Raw genomic sequence first — 17807 nt, 5'->3', positions numbered from 1 at the left:
ACGCACTAAACCTCTTTTAGTATAACACGCGCATTTACGGGCGGAAGGTCCCGGCCACAAACTCCCCCATCCCCCGGGCCCGCACGGGGTAGCCCTGCAGCCACCCCTCCCCCGCCACGGGGCCTTCCCAGTAGGCCACCCGGGTGGTGCGGGAGAGGATCTCCCCTTCCCGGAAGAGGGGCCTGAGGGTTAGGGAGAGCGCTGGCCCCTCGAGGCGCCAGGCCAGGGTGTAGACCCGGCCCGAGGGGCTTCGCCAAACCTCCAAGGGGACGAAGGCGAGGTCCAAGGCCTCCACCCACCCCAAGGGGTCCATCCGGCTCCCCAGGACCTGGACCACCTGGCCCTGGGCGTCCTTCACCTGGTAGGCCATGAGCTCGGAGCCGTCGGAGAGGTGGAGGCCAAACCAGTCCCAGGTGGCCTGGACCCCGGAAAGCTGCTCCCCCCACTGGTGGTCCAGCCAGGCCTCCCCTTCGGCCTTTTCCCCGAGAATCCTGCCCGAGGCCCGGACCCGGGTGTAGGACTGGTAGTACATCCGCCCCGTGGCCTCCGTGCCGGAGTAGCCCGGGGGGTGGACCACGGGGGGCTTTTGGGGCTGGAAGAAGAGGTCTAGCGGCCCCGCCAGGAGGCGGAAGTCTTCCCCTTCCCGCTCCAGGCGCCAACCCCCCACCTCCAGCCTGGGCCCAGGCTCCGCCCGGCCCCGGGGGGCCAGGAGGTCCTGGTCGGAAACCTCGAGGAAGCGCCTCTCCCCCGTGCGCAGGTCGGTGAGGGCCAGGTGGGCGGCGTGGAAGGCGCCAAAGAGGCTTCCCGGCAGGCCCAGGATGCGGTAGGAAGGAGGGGCGTAGGCCTTGAAGAAGGCGAAGTGGAAGGCGTAGGGCTCCGCGTGGCCCGAGGCGTACCACCACTCCAAAGGGGCGGGCTTCGGGTCCCAATCCTTGGGGTCGGGAAGCCTTTCGGGGTCCACCCGCAAAAGGAGAGGGGCGCAGGCGGCGAGGAGAAGGGGAAGCAGGGCCAGCCGCTTCATAAGGGGCCTCCCCCTATAGCCTACCGGGGCAGAGGGGGGCCTGTGTAACCCCGCAAACAGGCCTTTGGGCTAAGCTTATCCCCGTGACCGATACCCACGCCCACCTGGACTTCCTGGAACCCGGGGAGCTAGCGGAGGTGCAGGCCCACCTCCCGGAACTCCGGGCCGTCCTCACCCTAGGGGTGGACCCAAGCCGTTGGGAGAAGACCCTGGCCCTGGCCCAAGGGAACGTGTACGCCGCCCTCGGCCTCCACCCCACGAGCGCCCACCTCCTCTCCCCGGAGGTGGAGGAGGCGCTCCGCCACCACGCCCGCCACGAGCGGGTAAGGGCCATCGGGGAGACGGGCCTGGACTACTACTGGACCCCCGAGACCCAAAGGGCCCAGCTGCGCGCCCTGGACTTCCAGGCGGCCCTGGCGGAAGAAAGGGGGCTTCCCCTTGTCCTCCACGTGCGGAGCAAGGACGGAAGCGCCGAGGAGGACCTCGCCGCCTGGCTCCGCCTCCACCGCCCCAAACGGGTGGTCCTCCACGCCTTCGGCGGGCACCCGGCCTTGGAGCGGGCGGGCCTCGAGGTGGGGGCCTACTTCAGCCTGGCAGGCCCCCTCACCTACAGGAAGAACGAACCCCTAAGGGAGGTGGCGAGGCGCCTCCCCGAAGACCGCCTCCTGGTGGAAACCGACACCCCCTTCCTCCCCCCGAGCCCCACCGGGGGAAGCGCAACCGCCCCCACTACGTGCGCTTTACCCTGGCGCGGCTTGCGGAGGTGCGGGGGCTAAGCCTCGCCGAGGCGGAAGCCCTCACGGACCGAAACGCCCAGGTATGCTTTGGGTGGTGATGCGAAGGCTCCTTTTTGCCCTGGTCTTCCTCCTCCTCGCCGCCCTGGCGGCTCCCCGGCTCGTGGTGGAGCCCGAGGACGGGGTAGAACCCCTCCTGGACCTCATCCGCTCGGCCAAGGAGGAGATCCTGGTCAAGGTCTACCTCTGGACCCCAAGCCGCCTGGACCTGGTGGAGGCCTTGGGGGAGGCGGTAGCCCGAGGGGTTAAGGTGCGGGTCCTCCTGGAGCGGGAGCCCTCAGGGGGGCGGGCGGACCTCACGGTCTACCAGGCCCTGAAGGAACGGGGAGTGGAGGTGCGCCTCACCACCCCCTTCCGCTTCGTCTTCGTCCACGAGAAGAGCGTGGTGGTGGACCGCAAACGGGCCTGGGTGGGGACGATGAACTTCACGGGAAGCTCCTTCGGTGCCAACCGGGAATACGCCCTCATCCTGGACGACCCCAAGCAGGTGGCGGAGGTGGCCCGGGTCTTTGAGGCGGACTGGAAGGGGGAGCGCCTGGACCTTTCCCGGCCCCTCCTCGTCTGGGCCCCAAGCCGCACCCTGGGCGGGGTCAAGGAGGGCAACGCCCGCGAGGTCCTCCTCTCCCTCATCCGCGGGGCCAAGAAGGAGCTTTTCTTGGAGCACCAGGCCATGGCGGACCCCGAGGTGGTGGCGGCTCTGAAGGAGGCCTTGGCCCGGGGGGTCAGGGTGCGCCTGGTGGGAAGCCCCGCCGAGCCCGGGGACACCTACTTCCTGGCGGGTGCGGAGGCGCTTAAGGCGGCGGGGGCCGAGGTGCGCTTCCTCCCCGACCCCTATGTCCACGCCAAGGTCCTGGTCAAGGACGGGGAGGTGGCCCTTTTGGGAAGCCTGAACCTGAGCGCCAACTCCCTCAACGCCAACCGGGAACTCGCCGTGCTCCTTTCCCGCAAGGAAGCCCCCGAGGCCTTCGCCCGCCTCCTCGCCACCATGGAAAAGGACTTCCAGGCGGGGCTTAAGGAGAACCCCTTCGCCCTCCCCGAGGTGGAAGGGGTCATCCCCTGGCAGGAGGCCCCCAGGTATTTTGGCCGGGTGGCCTGGGTGGAAGGGGTGATCCAGCGGGTGGAGGACCGGGGCACCGTGGCCTTCCTCCACTTCGGCACGGGGGAAAGGGACCTGCGCCTGGTGGTCTTCCCCCGGAGCTACGGCCTCTTCCAACAACCCTTCCCCCAAAGCTACCTGGGCAAGCGGGTGCGGGCCAAGGGGCGCATCGTCCTCTACGCCGGGTATTACGAGATCGTCCTGGAAAGCCCCGAGGCCCTGGAGGTCCTGGATGGAAGCCCTTAAAGCCCTGGGCTACGAGGTGAGCCCCCTTGAGGGGGGGTGGTATGCGGAGAAGCGCCGGGGCGGGGTGGTCTACCAGGTCTTCTACGGGGAAGGGGGGGATGTAAGGCTAAGGCGGCGCCGCTTCCTCCGGGAGGAAGCGGGCCCCAGGACCTTAGCCGGGGTGGCGGGGGAGTGGGCGGCCCGCCTGGAGGTGGAGGAGAACTTCTTTGCCGTGGCCGAGCCCGAGCGGCTTCCCGAGCTCGTCTTGGCCTTTGAGCGGCTTGACCGGGAGGGGGAAACCCCCTAAACTTAGGCCCAACATGCGCCCGCGTCTTCTCAACAACGGCTAGCTGGGGGGCGATGCACCTGGCCCCCCCGGTCCCCCATGGCCGGGGGGGCCAACGCTTAGGAGGGAAGGATGCGCGTACTGGTGAAGGACCTGAAGCGGCACGTGGGCGAGGAAGTGGAGCTTTTTGGCTTTCTCCACTGGCGGCGGGATTTGGGCAAGGTGCAGTTCCTCCTCTTCCGGGACCGAAGCGGGGTGGTGCAGGTGGTGACGGGGGGAAGGAAGCTTCCCCTGCCCGAGTCCTCCTTACGGGTGCGGGGGGTAGTGGTGGAAAACCCCAAGGCCCCGGGGGGCCTCGAGGTCCAGGCCCAGGACCTGGAGGTCCTCTCCCCCGCCCTAGAACCCACCCCGGTGGAGATCCCCAAGGAGGAGTGGCGGGCCCACCCCGATACCCTCCTGGAGTACCGCTACGTGACCCTGAGGGGGGAAAAGGCCCGCGCCCCCCTCAAGGTGCAGGCCGCCTTGGTGCGGGGCTTCCGCCGCTATTTGGACCGGCAGGACTTCACGGAGATCTTCACCCCCAAGGTGGTGCGGGCCGGGGCCGAGGGGGGGTCGGGGCTTTTCGGCGTGGACTACTTTGAGCAAAGGGCCTACCTGGCCCAGTCCCCCCAGCTCTACAAGCAGATCATGGTGGGGGTGTTTGAGCGGGTCTACGAGGTGGCCCCGGTGTGGCGCATGGAGGAGCACAACACGAGCCGCCACCTGAACGAGTACCTCTCCCTGGACGTGGAGATGGGCTTCATTGAGGGCGAGGAGGACCTTATGCGCCTGGAGGAAGGCCTCCTCCAGGAGATGCTGGAAGAAGCCCTCACCGCCGCCGGGAACGAGATAAGGCTTCTCGGGGCCGAGTGGCCCTCCCTCCCCAAGGACATCCCCCGCCTGACCTTGGCCGAGGCCCGGCGCCTCCTGAAGGAGGAGCTAGGCTACCCCGCCGGCCAGGACCTCTCCGAGGAGGCGGAGAGGCTCCTCGGCCAGTACGCCAAGGAGCGCTGGGGCACGGACTGGCTCTTCCTCACCCGCTACCCGCGGGCGGTGCGTCCCTTTTACACCTACCCCGAGCCCGACGGCACCACCCGGAGCTTTGACCTCCTCTTCCGCGGCCTGGAGATCACCTCAGGGGGCCAGCGCATCCACCGCTACGAAGACCTCCTGCAGAGCCTCCAGGCCAAGGGCATGGACCCCGAGGCCTTCCAGGGGTACCTGGAGGTCTTCAAGTACGGCATGCCCCCCCACGGGGGCTTTGCCATCGGGGCGGAAAGGCTCACGCAGAAGCTTCTGGGCCTGCCCAACGTGCGCTACGCCCGGGCCTTCCCCCGGGACCGGCACCGGCTTACCCCCTAGAAGGGGCGGGGAGCCTGAGCTCCCCGCCCGGGGCTAGAAGCGGTCAAAGAGGATTTCCCGCTTCACCTCTTCAATGAGCTGGGTCACGGGGATCTCCCGGGGACAGGCCTCGGTGCAGTTGTAGGCGGTGCGGCAACGCCACACCCCGCTTCCCGAGCCCAGGGCCTTGAAGCGCTCCCTCTTGCCCCGGTCGCGGGAGTCAAAGATGAAACGGTGGGCCTGGACGATGGCCGCCGGGCCCAAGTAGGTGCCGTTCACCCAGAAGACGGGGCAGCTGGTGGTGCAGCTGGCGCAGAGGATGCACTTGGTGCCCTGGTCAAAGCGCTCCCTTTCCTCGGGGGACTGGAGGCGCTCCCGCTGGGGCGGGGGTTCGTCGTTGATGAGAAAGGGCTTCACCGCCCGGTAGGCGGCGAAGAAGGGCTCCATGTCCACGATGAGGTCCTTCTCCACCGGCAGGCCCCGGATGGGCTCCACGGTGATGACGTTACCCAGGTCCTTCACCAGGGTCTTGCAGGCCAGGCGGTTTCTGCCGTTGATGAGCATGGCGTCGGAGCCGCAGATCCCGTGGCCACAACTCCGGCGGAAGGCCAGGGTGCCATCCTGTTCCCACTTGACCTTGTGCAGGAGGTCCAAGACCCGGTCCGTGGGCTCCGCCTCCACCTGGTAGGTCTGCCAGCGGGGCTTTGGGTCCTTGGCGGGGTCAAAACGGAGGATCTTCAGGGTGACCTGCATGGGCGCCTCCTAGTAGGTGCGGGCCTTGGGCTCAAAGCGGCCCAGGACCACGGGCTTGTAACGGAAGGCCACCTTGCCGTCCGCCACCTTGTAGGCCAGGGTGTGCTTGAGCCAGTTCTGGTCGTCCCGCTCGGGGTAGTCCTCCCGGGCGTGGGCCCCGCGGGACTCCGTGCGGTTTAGGGCCGAGTGGACCAGGGCCTCGGAGACCTCGAGGAGGTACCCAAGCTCCAAGGCCTCCACCAGCTCGGTGTTGTAGGCGTCCCCCTTATCCTCAATGGAAATCCGGCTGTAGCGGTCCATGAGCTCCTTGAGGATCTCCACCTGCTTTTGCAAAAGCTCCCCGGTGCGGAAGACGGAGGCGTGGTCCATCATGGACTGCTGCAGCTCCGCCCGCAACACCGCCACCTTCTCCGTGCCCGTGGAGTTCTTGATGCGCTCAATGCGCTCGCGGCTTGGGCCCAGGTGCTCCTCGGTGAGCTCGTGGTAATCGGCGTCCTTGGCGAAGCGGGCGGCGTGGATGCCAGCCCGGCGGCCAAAGACCACCAGGTCCCCCAGGGAGTTGGTGCCCAGACGGTTCGCCCCGTGCAGGCTCACGCAGGCCGCCTCCCCGGCGGCGTAGAGACCGGGAACCACGGTGTTCTTCTCGTCCTGGATCACCTGGCCCCACAGGGTGGTGGGAATCCCCCCCATGGCGTAGTGGGCCGTGGGCATGACCGGCACCGGCTCCTTCAGGGGGTCCACCCCCAGGTAGATGCGGCTGAACTCGGTGATGTCGGGGAGTTTCTTCTCAATGACCTCCGGGGGCAGATGGGTGAGGTCCAAGAGGACGTGGTCCTTCTTGGGGCCCACCCCGCGCCCCTCCCGCACCTCCAGGTACATGGCCCGGGCCACCATGTCCCGGGGGGCTAGGTCCTTGATGGTGGGGGCGTAGCGCTCCATGAAGCGCTCCCCCAAGGCGTTGCGCAAAATACCCCCCTCGCCCCGGGCCCCTTCCGTGAGGAGGATGCCCAAGGGGTAAAGCCCCGTGGGGTGGAACTGGTAGAACTCCATGTCCTCCAGGGGCAAGCCCTTGCGGTAGAGGATGGCCTGCAGGTCCCCGGTGAGGGTGTAGGCGTTGGAGGTCACCTTGTAGATGCGGCCAAACCCCCCGGAGGCGATGACGATGGCCTTGGCCTGGAAGAGGTGGAGCTCCCCCGTGGCCAGTTCCAAGGCCACCAGGCCCTTGGCCACCCCGTCCTCGAGGATGACGTCCGTGACGTGGAACTCGTTGTAGAAGGTGATGTTGTGCTTGACGCACTGCTGGTAGAGGGTCTGGAGGATCATGTGCCCCGTGCGGTCGGCGGCGTGGGCCGCCCGGTGCACGGGAGCCTTGCCCCAGTCCTTGGTGTGCCCGCCGAAGCGGCGCTGGGCGATCTTGCCGTTGGGAAGGCGGTCAAAGGGAAGGCCCATGTGCTCTAACTCAAGCACCGCCTCAATGACCTCCTTGGCGAAGACCTCGGCGGCGTCCTGGTCGGTGAGGTAGTCCCCTCCCTTGACCGTGTCAAACATGTGCCATTCCCAGTGGTCCTCCTCCACGTTGCCCAGGGCCGCCCCTATCCCCCCTTGGGCCGCCCCCGTGTGGCTCCGGGTGGGGTAAAGCTTGCTGACCACCGCCACATCGGCGCCTTCCCTGGCCGCATAAAGGGCGGTGGCGAGGCCCGCCCCGCCCGCACCCACCACGATGACCTCGTGTCTGTGCGCCATACTAGTTCACCCCAAAGTCGTGGTTAAAAAGGCTCAGGCTCCCCAGGACGAAGAGGAAGGCGATGAGGCCGTAGAGCACCACCTTGGTCCAGAAGCGCTTGGCGGGATGGCGGATCCAATCGTCCAGAACGTAGCGAAGCCCGTTGGTCCCGTGCAGGAGGGCCAGGGCCAGGATAAGCCAGTCGTAGATCTTCCAGGTGGTCTGGGAAAGTCTCTTGGCCACGTAGTTGTAATCAATCTTGTTGAGGTCCATGAGGACGGCGTTCATCCACATGTGGCCGATGAGGAGGAAGACGAGGACCACCCCGGAGATGCGCATGAAAACCCACCAGTAAAGCTCCAGGTTGGTGCTGGCCTCGAGCCTCGCCTCTTGGTAGCGCTTGGACTTAATCGCCATGGCTCCCTCCCAGGATGCCCCCGCCAATCTTCACCAGGAAGGGCAGGTAGAAGAGGACGAAAAGCACCCAGACGGCGTACCAAAGCTGCCTTTGGTAGCGCACCCCCCAGGTGGTGAAGTCCATGAGGATGATCCTAAGCCCGTTGAACCCGTGGTAGAGCACCCCGGCGATGAGGAGCAATAGCCCCACCTGGAACACGGGCTGGTGGTAGAACTTCATGAGGGCGTTGGACACCTCCGGCCCCCACATGGCGCTTGAGATATTGGCCACGTGGAGCATGAGGAAGACCAGGATGCCCAGGCCTGAGATCCGGTGCAGGTAAAACGCCCACTGCCCTTCTCTTCCCCTGTACATGGCACCTCCTTGCCGGAGTTATCATACACCTTTCCCCCTGGGCCCTTGCGTCGGGCAGCCCACCTTTCCGCCGTCCTATACCCCATGCCCGTATACGAGGCTTGGTCCCAACGAAGCTTCCCCCTTGGCTGCCCCCACCGCCCCAAGAAGGGGGCCTTCCCAGGGGCAAGGCGGGCTTTTCCCGCCCGGGAACGAGGTATTGACAGGGGGGGGAGGGGGGGCATAATGGGGGGCGTGCCGCGGGGGATACCCCGGGGGGCACGGGAAGGAGGTGGTCATGGTGGAACTCTTCGGATTCGGTCCGCATCTCATGGTGGACGGGTACGACGCCAACCCCATTAAGCTCCAGGACGCTGAGCTGGTGCGCCGCGTCCTGGACGAGCTCCCCCAGGAGATGGAGATGACCAAGGTTCTCCCCCCCTTCGTCTACAGCTACGGCCCGAACGGGGAGGACGGGGTGACGGGGGTGGTGATCATCGCCGAAAGCCACATCGCCATCCACACCTTCCCCAAGAAGCGCTTCCTCTCCATCGACATCTTTTCCTGCAAGGCCTTTGACATGGCCAAGGCCCTGAAGAAGCTGGCCGAGGTCTTTGAGATCGGGCGCTACGAGACCTACATGATCCACCGGGGCAAGGAGTTCCCCAAGGACCCCGAGCTGGCCCGGAAGATTGTCCTGGGCGAACGGGAGTACCTGGAGGCCCGGGTCAGCTAGCGGGCCCACCCCCCTTCCCCGGGCACGCCCGGGGTTTTCATTTTGCGCTCATCCTTTCTGCCTAGCCTTGATAGAGGAGGCTTAGGTATGGTGCGTAGGCTCTTTCCCCTCGTGCTCCTCTTGGGTCTTGCCCTGGCACAAAACTTCCGGGGCCTTTCCCTGGGCACCCCCTACCCCGAGATGGGGGTGCAACCGGGGGAAAGCGTCAACCTGACCCTCACCCTGAAGAACTACGGGCTTCCGCCTGGGGTGATCCGCCTAAGCGTGGCGGAGGTTCCCCAGGGCTGGCAGGCGAGCCTGATTGGGGGCGGCCGGCTCGTGCGGGCGGTGCACCTGGCCACGGACGGGGAGGCCACCCTGACCCTTAGGCTCCAGCCCCCTAAGGAGGTGAAGCCGGGCACCTACCGCTTCCTGGTGCGGGCCGAGGGCCTAGGGCAAACGACGAGCCTCCCCATCGCCTTGGTGGTGGGCCAAGGCTTGCCGCAACGGCTTAGCCTCGAGGCCGAACTCCCCGTGCTCAAAGGCCCCCCCACCAGCGCCTTCCGCTACCGGGTGACCCTCAAGAACGAGTCCGACCGGGACCTTTTGGTTTCCCTGGAGTACGAGGCCCCCAAGGGCTTCCAGGTCACCTTCACCCCCGCCTTCGCCAGCCAGCAGGTGACGAGCCTGCCCCTCAAGGCCGGGGAAAGCAAGGATCTGGACGTGGAGGTCTCCTTGCCCAAGGACACCCAGGCGGACACCTACGGCCTTACCCTGCGGGCGGTGGCGGGGGAGGCCAGGGCGGAGCTCGCCCTCACCCTGGAGGTCACGGGGCGGCCCGAGGTGCGCTTCACCACCAAGGAAGGGCGGCTTTCCGGCCAGGTGGTGGCGGGCCGGGAAAACGCCGTGAAGCTCGTGGTGAAAAACGAGGGAAGCGCCCCCGCCAAGAACCTCTCCTTCAGCGCCATGGAGCCCTCGGGGTGGGAGGTGAAGTTTGAACCCGAAAAGCTGGAAGCCCTGAACCCCGGCCAGGAAGAGGAAATTACCGCCCGCATCAAGCCCTCCCCCAAGGCGGTCACGGGGGACTACATGGTGACCCTTTCCCTCTCGGGGGACGAGGGGGTCTCGGAAAGCCTGGACTACCGGGCCACCGTGGTGCGCTCCAGCCTCTGGGGTCTGGTGGGGGTGGGCATCATGGCCGTGGCCCTTCTGGTCCTGGGCTTTGCCGTGAACCGCTTCGGCCGGAGGTAGCATGGCGGTCATCCAAACCCGCGGCCTCACCAAGCGCTACAGCCGGGTGGTGGCCGTGGAGGACCTGAACCTGGAGGTGGCGGAGGGGGAGGTTTTCGGCCTCCTCGGCCCCAACGGCTCGGGCAAGACCACCACCATCCTCATGCTCCTGGGCCTCACCGAGCCCACCGCAGGCGAGGCCCGGGTCCTGGGGCTTGACCCCATGCGGGAGCCCCTGAAGGTGAAGGCGAAGGTGGGCTACCTCCCGGACCAGGTGGGCTTCTATGGGGAACTCACCGCCTGGGAAAACCTGCGCTACACCACAAGGCTTCTCGGCCTTTCCGAGGCCGAGGCCAAGGCCCGGATTGAGGAGGTGCTAAAGCGCATGGGGCTTTGGGAGGTAAGGGACCGGCGGGTTTCCGCCTTCAGCCGGGGGATGCGCCAGCGCCTGGGCCTGGCGGAGGTCCTCCTCAAACGGCCCAAGGTGGCCATCCTGGACGAGCCCACCCTGGGCTTGGACCCGGAGGCCGCCCGGGAGTTTTTGGCGCTCATCAAGGGCCTAAAGCAGGAGGGCATCACCGTCCTCCTTTCCAGCCACCTCCTGCACCAGGTGCAGGAGATCTGCGACCGGGTGGGGCTTTTCCACAAGGGAAGGCTCGCCCTTTTGGGCACCGTGGAGGAGCTCGCCCAAAGGGTGCTCGGGGGCGGGTACGAGATCCAGGTGGAGGCGAGCCCGGGCCTCGCCGAGGCCTTCGCCGCCTTAGACGGGGTAGCCAAGGTGGAGGCGGGGGAAGGGCACTACCGCATCCTCGCCACCCGGGACCTCAGGCCTGAGCTTGCCCGCATCGCCGTGGCGCAGGGTAGCCTCTATGGCCTTGCCTTGCGCAAACCGAACCTGGACGAGGTCTACGCCCACTACTTTAAGGAGGTGGCCCATGCGGCGTGAGGGTTCCCCTTGGACCGGGCTTTGGGCCGTCTTCTTCAAGGAGATGGCGGACCACCTCTCGGGGCTCAGGATGCGGATCCTGGAGGCCCTCATCCTCCTTTCCGCCCTGGCTGCCCTGTACACGGGTACCCAGACCTTAAGGCAGACCGTGGGGGAAGACCCCTACCTCTACCTCAAGCTCCTCACCACGGCCCAAGACCCCCTGCCCTCCTTCGTGGGCTTCCTCTCCTTCTTCGTGCCCCTGGCGGCCATCGCCCTAGCTTTTGACGCCGTGAACGGGGAGTACGCCCGGGGCACCCTTTCCCGCATCCTCTCCCAACCCATCTACCGGGACGCCCTCCTCTTCGGCAAGTTCTTGGCGGGGCTTGGCACCCTGGCGGTCCTCCTCCTCGCCCTTTTCCTCCTGGTGGTGGGCCTTGGGCTCTTCACCTTGGGCGTGCCCCCTGAGGCGGAGGAGATGGCCCGCGCCTTCTTCTTCCTCCTGGCCACCCTGGCCTACGCAGGGGTCTGGCTCGCCCTAGGCCTTCTCTTCTCGGTGCTCTTCCGCCAGCCCGCCACCGCCGCCTTGGCCGCCATCGGGGTCTGGCTCTTCTTCGCCGTCTTTTACCCCATCCTCACCGACCTGGCGGCCAACGCCCTCCTCCTCCAGGCCGACCCCTTTGACCCGGAAAGCCAACTCCGCCAGGCCAACCTGGCCCTCTGGATCTCCCGGCTTTCCCCCAACACCCTCTACGCCGAAACCCTCACCGCCGTCCTCAACCCGGCGGTGCGTTCCCTGGGGCCCATCCTCATCACCCAGCTGGAGGGGGCGGTGCTCGGCACCCCCCTGCCCCTAGGGCAAAGCCTCCTCCTCGTCTGGCCCCAGCTCACCGGGCTTTTCGCCCTGGTGATCCTCCTCTTCACCCTGGCCTACGTGGCCTTCCAGCGGCAGGAGGTGCGGGCCTGAGAAGGGCTACTCCTCCAGCCACTCCGTGGCGTAGGCGCTCGTCTTGGGGATGACACAGAGGAACTCCACGGGCTCATCCCCCTCGTTCACGTAGGCGTGGGGGGTGTCCGGGGGGATGTAGACCGCCTGGCCGGCGGAAACCTCGCGCACCTCGTTCCCCAGGAAGACCTTCATCCGCCCGGAAAGCACGTACTGCTCGTGCTCAATGGTGGGGTGCTTGTGCCTGGGGATGCGCCCTCCAGGAAGGAGGGTGAACTTGCGGGTGATGAAGTGGGGGGCCCCGTCCTCGGGACCGATGAGCACCTGGATAAAGGCCTTCTCCCCCCGCTCCACGGGGCGGGCTTCCACGCTCGCCGCTTGCTTGACCACGGGCTTCATGCCGCCCATTGTAGCAAAAGGGCCTCCACGTCCTCGTCCGTGACCTCGCTGAAGTCCAGGTAGTAGGCCCCCACGGCGGCGAAGTCGGGGGGAGTGGAAAGGGCCACCACCTCCGCCCGCTCCTTGAGCTTTTCCGCCGCCTCCGGGCTCGCCACGGGCACCGCCACCACCACCCGCCTGGGGTTTTCCGTCAAGACCACGGAAAGGGCCGCCTCCATGCTGGAACCCGTGGCGATGCCGTCGTCCACCAGGACCACATCCCGCCCCGAAAGAGGCACCTTGGGACGCACCTTGCGGTAGCGCTCCGCCCGCTTGCGGATCACGTCCTTCTGCCGGGCCGCCTCCCTTTCCAGGTAGCTTTTGTCGGCGTACTGAAAGGCGTACGGGCGCAGGATCAGCTCCCCCTTCTCCCCCACCGCCCCCAGGGCGAACTCAGGGTTGCCGGGCGCTCCCACCTTGCGCACCAAGACCACGTCCAGCTCGCCTCCCAGGCGCCGGGCCACCTCGTCCGCCACCACCACCCCACCCCGGGGTATCCCCAAGACCACAGGACGCTCCAAGCCTAGGGGTTTTATGCCCTCGGCCAAAAGGGCTCCGGCGTGCCGGCGGTCACGGAAGCGCATAGGAAACCTCCAGTATCCATGCTACACCAGTCCACAGTCTTGAACGCGGTATAAAGAGTTTGGTAACCTGGGGGGCAAAGGAGGGTAGCATGTCTGAAGTCGGCACCAAGCCTTGGCTGGCCCACTACGACCCGGGTGTCCCGGCGGAGGTAGAGGTCCCCCCCATCCCCCTTTGGCGCCTTTTGGAGGAGAGCGCCCAGCGCTTTCCCAAGAACGTGGCCCTGGAGTTCCTGGGGAAAACCTTAACCTACGGGGAAACCTGGGACCTGGCCCGCCGCTTCGCCCAGGGGCTAAAGGACCTCGGGGTAAGGCCGGGGGACCGGGTGGCCATCATGCTCCCCAACACGCCCCAGTTCGTCCTGGCCTTCTTCGGCACCCTGTTGGCGGGGGGCGTGGGGGTGAACGTGAACCCCCTCTACACCCCGCGGGAGCTCAGGCACCAGCTGGCCGATGCCGGGGCGGAGACCCTCATCATCCTGGACCACCTCCTCCCCCGCTTCCTGGAGGTGGAAAAGGAAACGCCCGTAAAGCGGGTGGTGGTCACGGGCATCAAGGACTTCCTCCCCTTCCCCAAGAACCTCCTCTACCCCTTGAAGGCCAAAAGGGACAAGCTTCCCCTGGGCTTCCCCAAGCGGGAAGGCTTCTTCGCCTTCACTGAGCTCCTCAAGCGCCCCCCCGCCGCGCCCCACATGGCCGATCCCGAGGACCTCGCCCTCCTCCAGTACACGGGCGGCACCACGGGGATCTCCAAGGGGGCCATGCTCACCCACCGCAACCTGGTGGCCAACGTCCTGCAGATTGACGCCTGGGACCCCACCTCCAGGGAGCTTTTGGGCAAGGGGGTGATGCTCGGGGCCCTTCCCTTCTTCCACGTCTACGGCATGACCGTGGCCATGAACTACGGCCTCTTCTCCGGCTACAAGCTTGTCCTCCTCCCCCGCCCGGAGATCCACGCCGTGGTGGAGGCCATAGAGAAGCACCAGGTCACCCACTTCCCCGGGGTGCCCACCCTGTACGTGGCCTTCAACAACTTCCCCGGGATTGAGAAGCGCAACGTCAAAAGCATACGCATCTGCCTCTCGGGGGCGGCCCCCCTGCCCGTGGAGGTGGCCAAGCGCTTTGAGGAGATCACCGGAGCCAGGCTCATTGAGGGCTACGGCCTCTCCGAAGCGAGCCCTGTGACCCACTCCAACCCCGTGGAAGGGGTGGTGAAAAAGGGCTCCATCGGCATGCCCCTCCCCAGCGTGGAGGCCAAGGTGGTGGACGAGGGGGGCAAGGAGGTCCCCTTGGGCGAGGTGGGTGAGCTCATCGTCAAGGGCCCCAACGTCATGAAAGGCTACTGGAACCGCCCCGAGGAAACCCAAAAGGCCCTCAAGGACGGCTGGCTCTACACCGGCGACATGGCCCGCATGGACGAGGACGGCTACTTCTACATCGTGGACCGCAAAAAGGACATGATCATCGCCGGCGGCTACAACATCTACCCCCGCGAGGTGGAAGAGGTCCTCTACACCCACGCGGCCGTCCAGGAAGCCGCCGTGGTGGGCGTCCCCGACCCCTACCGCGGGGAAACCGTGGCTGCCTTCCTCGTCCTCAAACCCGAGTACCGGGGCAAGGTGACGGAAAAGGACATAGAGGCCTTCTGCCGCCAGCACCTGGCCGCCTACAAGGTACCCCGCATCCTCGTCTTCCGCGATAGCCTCCCCAAGTCCAGCGTGGGGAAGATCCTAAGGCGGGAGCTTAGGGAGGAGTTCGCCAAGCGGCAAGGCTAACCCCGGGCCCGCGCCACCGCCTCCCCAAAGGCGGCCACGGCCTTATCCACCTCCTCCAGGGTGGTGGTGCGGCCCAGGGAAAAGCGCAAGGAAGCCTTGGCCTCCCGGGGGGGGCGGCCTAAGGCCAGGAGGACGTGGGAGGGCTCGAGGCTCCCCGCCGAGCAGGCGGAGCCCGAGGAAACGGCCACCCCCAGGAGGTCCATGGCGAGGAGCAAGGCCTCCCCATCCGCCCCCTTCACCGTGACGTTCGTCAGGTGGGGCAGGCGGGCCGTGGGGTGGCCGTTCCGCTCCACCCCGGGCACGGCGAGGAGGCCGGCCTCGAGGCGGTCCCTCAGGGCGGCGAGGCGCGGCGCTTCCTCGGGCAGGAGCCTCAAGGCCTTCTCCAAGGCCACCGCCATACCCCAGGCCAGGACCGGGCTCGGCGTCCCCCCCCGCCTCCCCCCTTCCTGGGTTCCCGGCACCAAGGGGACGAGGTCCACCCCTTGGCGCACCAGAAGCGCCCCCACCCCCTTGGGCCCGTGGAACTTGTGGGCGCTTAGGGAAACCAGATCCGCCTCCACCTCGTCCGCCCGCAAAGGGACGTGGCCTATGGCCTGCACGGCGTCCGTGTGGAAGAGAACCCCCCGGGCGTGGGCCACCTGGGCGATCTCCCGGATGGGGTAAAGGGTACCCACCTCGTTGTTGGCGGCCATGACGCTCACCAGGAAGGTGTCGGGCCTCAAGGCCTCCGCCACCTGCTCGGGGTAGACAAGGCCGAAGCGGTCGGGCTTTAGGCGGGTCACGGCGAAGCCCAGGCGCTCCAGAAGCCTTAGGGCCCCAAGGACCGCCGAGTGCTCCACCTCGGTGCTCACCACGTGCCCCCGCCCCTTGGCCAAGGCCACCCCCAGGAGGGCCAGGGCGTCCGCCTCCGAGCCCCCGCTGGTGAAGACCACCTCCCGGGGCCTCACCCCGAGGAGGGAGGCCACCTTCTCCCGCGCCCCCTCCAGCACCCGCCGGGCCTCCTGGCCAAAGCGGTGGATGCTGGAGGGGTTGCCAAAGGCCTCCTCCACCCCCCGCATGGCCTCCCGCACCTCGGGGTCCAGGGGGGTGGTGGCGGCGTGGTCCAGGTAGATCCCGCGCACCCCCTTAGGCTACCCGGTGGGCTCCAGTTGGATCAGGCGCCTCGCCTCTATGAGCTTCCGCTCCTCAATGAGGTCCTTGAGGGTGGTCCCCCCCAGGACCTGGCGCATGGCCAGGTCCACCCGCTTCCAAAGGAGCTCCGTGGAGCACTGCCCCACCTTGGCGCAGCTCTCCGGGTCCTCAATGCAGGAGACGGGGGCCAGGCTTCCCTCCAGGGCCTCCACCACCTCCAAGGCGGTGACCCGTTCCGGGGGGCGGGCCAGGCGGTACCCTCCCTTGGCCCCCCGCACGGAGCGGATGAAGCCCGCACGGCGAAGCTGGGCGGCGATCTGCTCCAGGTAGTGCTGGCTGATGCCCTGGGCCTCGGCCACCTCCTTAAGCGGCACCGCCTCGGGGGCGCGGAGGCCGATCTCCACCAGGGCCCTCAGGCCGTACTGGGCCTTCGTGGAAACCCACATACCCTCAGTATATCCCTATTTGCCGTGCGGAAATAGCGCTTTTGTGAAGGCGAGGGCAAAGAGGGCCGCCTGGGCCAGGACCACGCTGGCCCCGCTGGGCCAGTCCAGGAGGAAGGAGAGGAAAAGCCCAAGGAGGGTGGAAAGGAGGGCGAAGAGGAGGGAAAGGAGGGTCATGCGGGCGAAGGTGGAGGAGAGGAGCCGGGCTGCCGCCCCGGGGATGACCAGGAAGGCCGCCACCAGGAGGACCCCCACCACCTTCACCGCCAGGACCAGGCTCACGGCGATAAAGCCGGAAAGGAGGTAATCGTGAAAGACCACGGGCAGGCGGTCCGCCAGGGCGAGCTCCCGGTCCAAGGTGGCGTAGGCCAAGGCCCCCCAAAGGGGCAAGAGGAAAAGCCCCAAGAGGCAAAGAAGCCCCAAGGCCCAAAGGTCCTCCGGCCCCACCGCCAAAAGGGAGCCAAAGAGGTAGCCCATGGCGTCCCCCACGTACCCCTTGGCCTTGGCCAGGAAAACCGCCCCTAGGGCCACGGAAAGGGCGAAGAAGACCCCGATGGCGGTGTCCTCGGAAAGCTCGGTCCTCTCCTTAACGAAGGTGATGGCCAGGGCCACCAGAAGGGTGAAGGGCAGGGCGAACCAAAGGGGCTCCCCCCGCAGGAAAAGCCCCAAGGCCACCCCGGCGAAGGCGGCGTGGGCCAGGCCGTCCCCCAGGAAGGAGAGGCGCCTTTGCACCACGAAGGGGGAAAGGAGCCCGGCGAGAAGGCTCACCAAAACCCCCGCCAAGAGGGCCCGCTGGAAAAAGGAGTAGGCCAAGGCTTCAAGCACCGCTTCCCCCCAGGTAGAGGCCGTGGGCGTGGCCCAGGTGGCCGAAGGCCTGGCGCAGGCACTCCTCGCTTAGGGCCCGCTCGGGCGGGCCGAAGCCCACCACCCTGCGGTTGAGCACCAGGACGTGGCTGGCGTGGTGGGCCGCCTCCCAGTCGTGGGTGACCATGAGCACCGTGGCGCCCGTTTCCACCTGGTAGGCCTCGAGGTAACGGTACAGGTCCACCTCCCCCGCCCGGTCCACCCCCGTGGCCGGCTCGTCCAGGAGGAGGAGCCTGGGCCTGCGGGCGAAGGCCCGGGCCAGGTAGACCCGCTGGAGTTGCCCCCCGGAAAGCCGGCCCAAGGGCCTTTCCGCCAGGCCTTCCGCCCCCACCCGCTCCAAAGCGCGAAGGGCCTCCGCCCGCACGCCAGGGCTTAGGCGGAAGGGCCAGCGCCCAAGAAGCCCCGTGGCCACCAGCTCCACCGCCAGGGCGGGAAAGGTGCGGTCAAAGGCCTTGATCTGGGGCACGTAGCCGAACCAGCGGGGGTCGGCCTGGGCCAAGGGGCGGCCCAGGGCCCGCACCCGCCCCTGAAAGGGCACGAGGCCCAAAAGGGCCTTTAGGAGCGTGCTCTTTCCCGCCCCGTTGGGCCCCACGATGGCCACAAAGGCCCCTTCCGGCACCCTCAAGGAAACCCCTTCCAGGACCCAGAACTCCCCCAGGCGCACGGAAAGGTCCTCTACTTCCAGGGCCCACACGCCCTTAACGATACTGAGTTTTCACTATTTGGTCAA

Annotated in this window: 19 protein-coding genes and 1 pseudogene; 9 read left to right on the top strand and 11 right to left on the bottom strand. The window is 67.2% G+C overall.

Annotated elements, in window-relative coordinates:
* Positions 1–34 precede the first annotated feature (34 nt).
* Positions 35–1021 carry a lipocalin family protein gene (locus A0O31_RS08770; RefSeq protein ID WP_071677535.1) on the bottom strand — a complete coding sequence of 329 codons (987 nt, stop codon included), beginning with the start codon at positions 1019–1021 and terminating at the stop codon, positions 35–37.
* Positions 1022–1104: 83 nt separating this feature from the next.
* On the opposite strand from A0O31_RS08770, the pseudogene A0O31_RS08765 reads away from it, so the two are divergent.
* The 4 genes and pseudogenes from A0O31_RS08765 to aspS form a co-directional block, all read left to right on the top strand.
* A pseudogene (locus A0O31_RS08765) lies at positions 1105–1790 on the top strand (TatD family hydrolase); the annotation flags it as partial.
* Between the two features lie 50 nt (positions 1791–1840).
* On the top strand, positions 1841–3157 hold the full coding sequence (locus A0O31_RS08760) for a phospholipase D-like domain-containing protein (protein ID WP_071677534.1): 1317 nt from the start codon (positions 1841–1843) through the stop codon (positions 3155–3157).
* A complete protein-coding gene (locus A0O31_RS08755; protein WP_071677533.1) occupies positions 3144–3443 on the top strand; it encodes a hypothetical protein in 300 nt (99 codons plus the stop codon). The genes A0O31_RS08760 and A0O31_RS08755 overlap by 14 nt, the downstream gene beginning before the upstream one ends.
* Positions 3444–3554: 111 nt before the next feature.
* Complete coding sequence (gene aspS / locus A0O31_RS08750) at positions 3555–4823, top strand: aspartate--tRNA(Asn) ligase (RefSeq protein WP_071677532.1); 1269 nt, start codon at positions 3555–3557, stop codon at positions 4821–4823.
* 33 nt (positions 4824–4856) lie between these two features.
* Here aspS and A0O31_RS08745 read toward each other — a convergent pair whose 3' ends face one another.
* The 4 genes from A0O31_RS08745 to sdhC are packed head-to-tail and all read right to left on the bottom strand — an operon-like array spanning position 4857 to position 8050.
* Complete coding sequence (locus tag A0O31_RS08745; RefSeq protein ID WP_071677531.1) at positions 4857–5555, bottom strand: succinate dehydrogenase iron-sulfur subunit; 699 nt, start codon at positions 5553–5555, stop codon at positions 4857–4859.
* 9 nt (positions 5556–5564) lie between these two features.
* Entirely contained in the window at positions 5565–7298 is a 1734-nt protein-coding gene (gene sdhA / locus A0O31_RS08740) for a succinate dehydrogenase flavoprotein subunit (protein ID WP_071677530.1), read from the bottom strand.
* Position 7299: 1 nt separating this feature from the next.
* Entirely contained in the window at positions 7300–7695 is a 396-nt protein-coding gene (locus A0O31_RS08735; protein ID WP_071677529.1) for a succinate dehydrogenase hydrophobic membrane anchor subunit, read from the bottom strand.
* Positions 7685–8050: a succinate dehydrogenase, cytochrome b556 subunit gene (gene sdhC / locus A0O31_RS08730; protein WP_071677528.1), complete on the bottom strand. Its 366-nt coding sequence runs from the start codon at positions 8048–8050 to the stop codon at positions 7685–7687. Before sdhC ends, A0O31_RS08735 begins: the two co-directional genes overlap by 11 nt.
* 277 nt (positions 8051–8327) lie before the next feature.
* On the opposite strand from sdhC, the gene speD reads away from it, so the two are divergent.
* The 4 genes from speD (at position 8328) to A0O31_RS08710 (ending at position 11866) form a co-directional block, all read left to right on the top strand.
* Positions 8328–8765, top strand: a complete 438-nt coding sequence (gene speD / locus A0O31_RS08725; RefSeq protein WP_071677527.1) for an adenosylmethionine decarboxylase — start codon at positions 8328–8330, stop codon at positions 8763–8765.
* Positions 8766–8852: 87 nt separating this feature from the next.
* The gene (locus tag A0O31_RS08720; protein WP_071677526.1) at positions 8853–9995 is read left to right on the top strand and encodes an NEW3 domain-containing protein; all 1143 of its coding nucleotides are present in this window, start codon (positions 8853–8855) and stop codon (positions 9993–9995) included.
* A 1-nt stretch (position 9996) separates the two neighbouring features.
* Positions 9997–10920, top strand: coding sequence for an ABC transporter ATP-binding protein (locus A0O31_RS08715; protein WP_071677525.1), 924 nt, complete (start codon positions 9997–9999; stop codon positions 10918–10920).
* Positions 10910–11866, top strand: a complete 957-nt coding sequence (locus A0O31_RS08710; RefSeq protein WP_071677524.1) for an ABC transporter permease — start codon at positions 10910–10912, stop codon at positions 11864–11866. Before A0O31_RS08715 ends, A0O31_RS08710 begins: the two co-directional genes overlap by 11 nt.
* 6 nt (positions 11867–11872) lie before the next feature.
* Here the strand turns inward: A0O31_RS08710 and A0O31_RS08705 are convergent, their stop codons facing one another.
* A complete protein-coding gene (locus A0O31_RS08705; protein WP_071677523.1) occupies positions 11873–12253 on the bottom strand; it encodes a cupin domain-containing protein in 381 nt (126 codons plus the stop codon).
* Positions 12241–12867, bottom strand: a complete 627-nt coding sequence (locus tag A0O31_RS08700; RefSeq protein ID WP_071677522.1) for a phosphoribosyltransferase — start codon at positions 12865–12867, stop codon at positions 12241–12243. Before A0O31_RS08700 ends, A0O31_RS08705 begins: the two co-directional genes overlap by 13 nt.
* 89 nt (positions 12868–12956) lie before the next feature.
* On the opposite strand from A0O31_RS08700, the gene A0O31_RS08695 reads away from it, so the two are divergent.
* Positions 12957–14639, top strand: a complete 1683-nt coding sequence (locus A0O31_RS08695) for a long-chain-fatty-acid--CoA ligase (protein WP_071677521.1) — start codon at positions 12957–12959, stop codon at positions 14637–14639.
* On the opposite strand, the gene A0O31_RS08690 is transcribed toward A0O31_RS08695, so the two are convergent.
* The 4 genes from A0O31_RS08690 to A0O31_RS08675 are packed head-to-tail and all read right to left on the bottom strand — an operon-like array spanning position 14636 to position 17771.
* A complete protein-coding gene (locus tag A0O31_RS08690) occupies positions 14636–15760 on the bottom strand; it encodes a cysteine desulfurase family protein (protein ID WP_071677520.1) in 1125 nt (374 codons plus the stop codon). The two genes, A0O31_RS08695 and A0O31_RS08690, sit on opposite strands and share 4 nt — an antisense overlap.
* A gap of 9 nt (positions 15761–15769) precedes the next feature.
* Positions 15770–16216 (bottom strand): RrF2 family transcriptional regulator, encoded by a 447-nt coding sequence (locus A0O31_RS08685; RefSeq protein ID WP_071677519.1) that lies wholly within the window; start codon positions 16214–16216, stop codon positions 15770–15772.
* Between the two features lie 15 nt (positions 16217–16231).
* Positions 16232–17038, bottom strand: coding sequence for a metal ABC transporter permease (locus A0O31_RS08680; RefSeq protein ID WP_071677518.1), 807 nt, complete (start codon positions 17036–17038; stop codon positions 16232–16234).
* Entirely contained in the window at positions 17031–17771 is a 741-nt protein-coding gene (locus tag A0O31_RS08675) for a metal ABC transporter ATP-binding protein (protein WP_071677517.1), read from the bottom strand. Before A0O31_RS08675 ends, A0O31_RS08680 begins: the two co-directional genes overlap by 8 nt.
* Positions 17772–17807: the final 36 nt, after the last annotated feature.

It is taken from the genome of Thermus brockianus (genome assembly GCF_001880325.1).
In the GTDB taxonomy this organism is placed as follows: domain Bacteria; phylum Deinococcota; class Deinococci; order Deinococcales; family Thermaceae; genus Thermus; species Thermus brockianus.
The sequence above is the reverse complement of the archived record's forward strand: the minus strand, read 5'-3'. Positions and strand labels throughout refer to the sequence as shown.